The organism is uncultured Aureimonas sp. (genome assembly GCF_913775355.1).
In the GTDB taxonomy this organism is placed as follows: Bacteria; Pseudomonadota; Alphaproteobacteria; order Rhizobiales; family Rhizobiaceae; genus Aureimonas.
The window spans coordinates 1-5,493 of the sequence record NZ_CAJYIU010000190.1; the positions used below are offsets into that span (position 1 = coordinate 1).

5 protein-coding genes are annotated in these 5,493 nt (G+C 68.0%); 4 read left to right on the forward strand and 1 reads right to left on the reverse strand.

Going from position 1 to position 5,493, the window contains the following annotated elements; all coding sequences use genetic code 11:
- The first annotated feature begins 414 nt into the window (after window positions 1–414).
- From QZ753_RS11960 to QZ753_RS11975, 4 genes are read left to right on the forward strand one after another with little or no spacing between them, the layout of a single operon-like run.
- A complete protein-coding gene (locus QZ753_RS11960; protein ID WP_294644015.1) occupies window positions 415–1,068 on the forward strand; it encodes a DUF2291 family protein in 654 nt (217 codons plus the stop codon).
- Window positions 1,065–2,600 carry a sugar ABC transporter ATP-binding protein gene (locus tag QZ753_RS11965; RefSeq protein WP_294644018.1) on the forward strand — a complete coding sequence of 512 codons (1,536 nt, stop codon included), beginning with the start codon at window positions 1,065–1,067 and terminating at the stop codon, window positions 2,598–2,600. The genes QZ753_RS11960 and QZ753_RS11965 overlap by 4 nt, the downstream gene beginning before the upstream one ends.
- 14 nt (window positions 2,601–2,614) lie before the next feature.
- Window positions 2,615–3,685 carry an ABC transporter permease gene (locus QZ753_RS11970; protein ID WP_294644019.1) on the forward strand — a complete coding sequence of 357 codons (1,071 nt, stop codon included), beginning with the start codon at window positions 2,615–2,617 and terminating at the stop codon, window positions 3,683–3,685.
- Between the two features lie 59 nt (window positions 3,686–3,744).
- Window positions 3,745–4,692 carry a D-ribose ABC transporter substrate-binding protein gene (locus tag QZ753_RS11975; protein WP_294644020.1) on the forward strand — a complete coding sequence of 316 codons (948 nt, stop codon included), beginning with the start codon at window positions 3,745–3,747 and terminating at the stop codon, window positions 4,690–4,692.
- Between the two features lie 96 nt (window positions 4,693–4,788).
- Here the strand turns inward: QZ753_RS11975 and QZ753_RS11980 are convergent.
- Window positions 4,789–5,493: sugar phosphate isomerase/epimerase (locus QZ753_RS11980; protein ID WP_294644022.1), on the reverse strand; the 705-nt coding region annotated here is incomplete at its 5' end.

The window sequence follows — 5,493 nt, forward strand, 5'->3', positions numbered from 1 at the left end:
GCCTTGGTGGAGGACACGCCGAGCTTCTGCGCCACCTCGCCCTGCGTCATTCCGGCTGCGTAATGAAGCCAGGCCGCGCGGATCGCAAGGCTTTCGTCGGAGTCGCGCTTGGTCGACGTGCGCACCGGCCCTCCCAGGCTCCCCATCTGCACTGCAAAATTTTGCAATGTGAGAAAACTATTGCATTCGTCCGCCGAGTGTCAATAATTTCCCCCATGCCAAGGGCCACCGAAGGGTAGGCCCGGCTTCCGGAGGTGGAGACCCGGAGGCGACACGGCGACGGGAGGGTTCACGCATGCGACTGGGGACAAGGTGCCCGCATTGGCTGCCGATCGATGATCGGCCCTTGCCCATGCGCGTCCCCGTTTCGCATGTGTCGCACCCCTCTGCGCCGTTCGAGACAAGGAGCGTTCGATGACCCTGCAGGCTGAACGGGCGCCGCGCCGCCCGACCCGATCGCGCGGCGTCGTGATCGGCACCGTGGTGGCGCTCGCGGTGGTCGCGGCGATGGCCTACGACACCCGCATCGTCACCATCGGCGGGGAGCACGACGTCCAGGCCGAGGTGTTTTCGCCCGCGACCTTCGGCGCCAAGGCCTTTCCCGAGATCCGCTCGAGCGTCGAGACGCGGGCGGTCGACGCCGCGCAGCTTGCCACCGAGCTTGGCGCCGACAAGGCGGCGGCGACGCAGAAATACGGCATTTCCGGCGGCACCGGTCCGGTCTTCCCGGTGAAGTTCACCGGCACCGTCGGCGAGGGCAAGTCCGGCCTCTACAAGATCGCGGTCGCCGGCGTGCCGCCGGAGACCACCGTACGCATCCAGACCGGCCCGGCGATCAACGGCACCGACCTTCGCGACGCGACGGGCACGATCGGCTTCGGCCAGTTCAAGAACCAGATCGAGTACCAGAACGCCGGCGCGGCCATCAACGACCAGATGAAGAAGGACGTCCTGGCCGGCATCGACAATGCGGCCCTCACCGGCAAGACGGTGACCGTCACCGGCGTCTTCCGCCTCGTCAACTCAAAGAACTGGCTGGTGACGCCGGTCGCCATGAGCGTCCAATGAGCCTCGCCGCCTCCCGCAGCGACGTGGTGCTCTCGGCGCGCAACGTCGCCAAGTCCTACGGCAACGTCCATGCGCTGAAGGGCGTCAACTTCGACGTTCACAAGGGCAAGGTGACGACGCTGTTCGGCGAGAACGGCGCCGGCAAGTCGACGCTGATGAAGATCCTGTCGGGCGTCGTGAAGCCGACGTCGGGCGAGATCGTGCTGGAGGGCGAGCCCGTCACGTTCTCCTCGTCCACAGACGCGCGCGATCGCGGCGGCATCTCGATCATCCACCAGGAACTCTCGCTCGCGCCCAACCTCTCGGTGCGCGACAACATCTTCATGGGCCGCGAGATCGTGGGCCCCGCCGGGGGCGTCGACTTCGCGGAAGAAGAGCGCATCACGCGCCTTCTGATGGAGGAGCTCGAGGAGGACATCGATCCCCTCACCCCGGTCGAGGACCTGCGCCTCGGCCAGCAGCAGATCGTCGAGATCGCGCGCGCCCTGTCGGTGAAGTCGCGCATCCTGATCATGGACGAGCCGACCTCGGCGCTCAGCGCGACGGAGGTCGAGGTCCTGTTCAAGGTCATCGGCGACCTGAAGAGTCGCGGCGTCTCGATCGTCTACATCTCGCACCATCTCGAGGAAGCCCTGGAGATCACCGACCACGCGGTGGTGCTGCGCGACGGCACGATGACGGCCTATGCGCCGCGCTCCGACATCGATCTCGAATGGATCGTCCGCAACATGGTGGGCGACAACTACGACCTCGGCTCGCCGCCCACCGGGTACGACTTCGGCAAGGTGGCGCTCAGCATCGAGGGCCTCAGCGTCCCCGACGCCGCCCGGCCCGACCGCTCGGTGGTCGACAATGTCTCGCTGGCCGTACGGGCCGGCGAGATCGTCTGCATCTACGGCCTGATGGGTGCGGGGCGCACCGAGATGATGGAGACCGTCGCCGGCCGCCTGCGGCCGAGCGCCGGCCGCGTCCTTCTCGAAGGCGACGACCTGTCCGGCCTGTCGATCGCGCAGCGCATCGCGCGCGGCCTCGTGCTCGTGCCGGAAGACCGCCAGCGCGACGGCCTCGTCCAGACGATGAGCGTCGGCGAGAACCTGTCGCTCGCCTCGATCGGCTCCTTCACGCGCGGCCTCTTTACCTCGAAGCGGCGCGAGCGCGAGATCGTTTCGGAGGCGATCCGGGGCGTCCACATCAAGACCGACGGCGGCGGCGCACCGATCGGCTCGCTGTCCGGCGGCAACCAGCAGAAGGTCGTCATCGGCAAGATGCTGGCGACCGATCCGACCGTCGTCCTTCTCGACGAGCCGAGCCGCGGCATCGACATCGGCGCCAAGTCCGAGGTCTTCAAGCTTCTCGCCGAAGGCGCGCGCAAGGGCCTCGCCGTCGTCTACTCGACGTCCGAGGTCGGCGAATGCCTCGCCGTCGCCCACCGCATCATAGTCATGCACCGCGGCCGGATCTCGGCCGAGTTCGGCGCCGATGCCACCAAGGAAGAGATCATGGCCGCCTCCGGCGAAGCCGTGACGCACTGAACCGGAGCCCCGTCATGAGCACCACCTCCACACTCAAGGCGTCCGGCAGCGGGTTCGATCTCGGCCGCGTGCTTCTGGAAGGGCGCGCCTTCTTCGCGCTGATCGCCATCATCGCGATCTTCTCGTCGCTCTCGCCCTACTACTTCTCGACCGCCAACTTCCTGACGATGGCCTCGCACGTCGCCATTTTCGGCCTGCTGGCGATCGGCATGCTTCTCGTCATCCTCACCGGCGGCATCGACCTGTCGGTCGGCTCGACGCTCGGCCTGTGCGGCGTCATCGCGGGCGCGCTGATGCAAGGCGTGACGCTGGAGCCGCTCGGGGTCATCCTCTACCCGCCGGTCTGGGTGGTCGTGATCCTCACCTGCGTCGTCGGCGCGCTGGTCGGCCTGACGAACGGCATCCTGATCGCCTTCTTCAAGGTGCCGGCCTTCGTGGCGACGCTCGGCCTCCTCTACGTGGCGCGCGGCATCGCGCTCCTGATGACCAACGGCCTGACCTACAACAACCTCGGCGGCCGCCCGGAACTCGGCAACACCGGCTTCGACTGGCTCGGTTTCAACCGCGTCCTCAACGTGCCGATCGGCGTCCTGATCCTTGCCGCCGTCGCGATCCTCGCCAGCGTCCTCCTCAACCGCACGGCCTTCGGCCGCTGGGTCTATTCGACCGGCGGCAACCAGCGCGCGGCCGAGCTTTCGGGCGTGCCGGTGAAGCGGGTGACGATCCTCGTCTACGTCCTGTCGGGCATCTGCGCGGCGATCGCGGGCCTCGTCCTGTCCTCGCAGCTGACCTCGGCCGGCCCGACCGCGGGCACGACCTACGAGCTGACGGCGATCGCGGCCGTCGTGATCGGCGGCGCGGCGCTCACCGGCGGGCGCGGCAACATCCGCGGCACCATGCTCGGCGCTTTCGTGATCGGCTTCCTCGCCGACGGCCTCGTGATCATCGGCGTGTCGGCCTACTGGCAGACCGTCTTCACCGGCGCGGTCATCGTGCTCGCCGTTCTTCTCAACTCGATCCAGTACGGCCGTCGCGGCGCCAAGCCCGCCAAGAAGGCCGCCACCTCTTCGCCATCGAAGGCATGACGCCTCCACGACGGCAAGCCTCGCCGGGAACCGGCAACTATCAGGGAGTGAGACCAACCATGCGCATGACCCGGACGCTTCTGGCGGCAACCGCCGCCGCAGTGATGACGATCTTCTCCGCGCCCGCCTTCGCCGACGGCGCGATCTCAATCATCGTCAACGACCCGTCGAACCCCTACTGGTTCACGGAAGGCGAGGTCGCCAAGGCCGAGGCCGAGAAGCTCGGCTACACGGCCACCGTCGCCGCCCACAAGGGCGACACCAACGCCGAGTCGCGCCTGATCGACACGGCCATCACCAGCCAGGTCAAGGCGATCATCCTCGACCCCGCCAACGCCGACGGCTCGGTGGGCGCGGTGAAGAAGGCGGTCGATGCCGGCATCCCGGTGATCCTCGTCAACGCCGAGATCAACCAGGAAGGCCTCGCGAAGGCGCAGCTCGTCTCGAACAACGCGCAGGGCGCGGCGCTCGGCGCCCAGGCCTGGGTCGAGGCGGTCGGCGACAAGGGCAAGTATGTCGAGCTCTTCGGCGCCCCGTCGGACAACAACGCTCAGACCCGCTCGAACGGCTTCGAGACGGTGCTGACGCAGTATCCCGACCTCGTGAAGGCCGGCCAGGAAGTCGCCAACTGGGACCGCACCCAGGGCTACAACAAGATGCAGTCGCTCCTGCAGGCGAACCCGGACATCATCGGCGTCATCTCCGGCAACGACGAGATGGCGCTCGGCGCCGTCGCCGCGCTGAAAGAGGCCGGCAAGCTCGCGAACATCAAGGTCGGCGGCTTCGACGGCTCGCCGGACGCGGTGGCCGCGGTCAAGGCCGGCGAGCTCCAGTACACCGTGCTGCAGCCGGTGGCCGTGTTCTCGGCCGAAGCCGTGAAGCAGGCCGACGCCTTCATCAAGAACGGCAAGACCGGCGTCGACCAGGAGAAGCAGCTCTTCGACTGCATCCTGATCAACAAGGACAACGCCGACAAGATGACCGCGCCGTTCACGATGACGCCGTAACCGGCGGATCGCTTCCGGGGACGCCGCTCGCCCGGCGCCCCTCCCCATTCGATCGAGGCAGCCGCCATGCGGCTGCCTCTTTCGTTTCAGCGCCCATCAGGAGGCGAAGCGGCGCATCGTCTCGCGGTTGGTGCGGACGGCCCGGGCGGGATCGCGCCCCGCCTCGTCGGATTCCTCCTCCAGCACCAGCCAGCCGTTAAAGCGGGGCGCCTTCGCCACCTCCGCGATCACGGCGGCCACGTCGCAGACGCCCCGCCCGAGCATCGCCCAGGTGCCCGCGGCATCGACGTCCTTTAGATGCAGGTAGCGGATGCGCGCGGCGTGGGTTCGCAGGGTGTCGAGGATGTCCATGCCGCCGCGCAGGATGTGGCCGGTATCGGGCACCCAGCCGACGGACGCCGGGTCGAGGCGCTGGAACAGCGTGTCGTAGTCGGCCCGGTCGAAGAGCAGCGTGTCGTGGTGCGAACTCGGATGGACCGCCACCTCGACGCCCGCAACGCGGCCGATCTCGGCGGCCCGGTTGTAGACCTCGGCGGCAATGCGGAACTTCTCGTCGCGTGGCCCCGCCGACATGACGGTCGCCGACCCCATCGACAGGACGGCGCCGGGGAAGCGCGCGGCGAAATCCGCCCAGCGTCGCGCCGCTTCGAGATCGCGCTCCACCTCGTCGATCTCGGTGAAGCCGCTCGACGAACTGAAGGTGAAGGCGACGAGGGCAAGGCCCCGTGCGTCCAGCGCCCTCGCGAAGGCCTCGGGCTGGCTGCCATAGGCGCCGATCATCGTGTCGGTGATCTCGATCCC

Excerpts from the sequence above, each read along its gene's own strand:
- QZ753_RS11960 (WP_294644015.1), top strand. The coding sequence starts at position 415 with ATGACCCTGCAGGCTGAACGGGCGCCGCGCCGCCCGACCCGATCGCGC.
- QZ753_RS11965 (WP_294644018.1), top strand. The coding sequence starts at position 1,065 with ATGAGCCTCGCCGCCTCCCGCAGCGACGTGGTGCTCTCGGCGCGCAAC.
- QZ753_RS11970 (WP_294644019.1), top strand. The coding sequence starts at position 2,615 with ATGAGCACCACCTCCACACTCAAGGCGTCCGGCAGCGGGTTCGATCTC.
- QZ753_RS11975 (WP_294644020.1), top strand. The coding sequence starts at position 3,745 with ATGCGCATGACCCGGACGCTTCTGGCGGCAACCGCCGCCGCAGTGATG.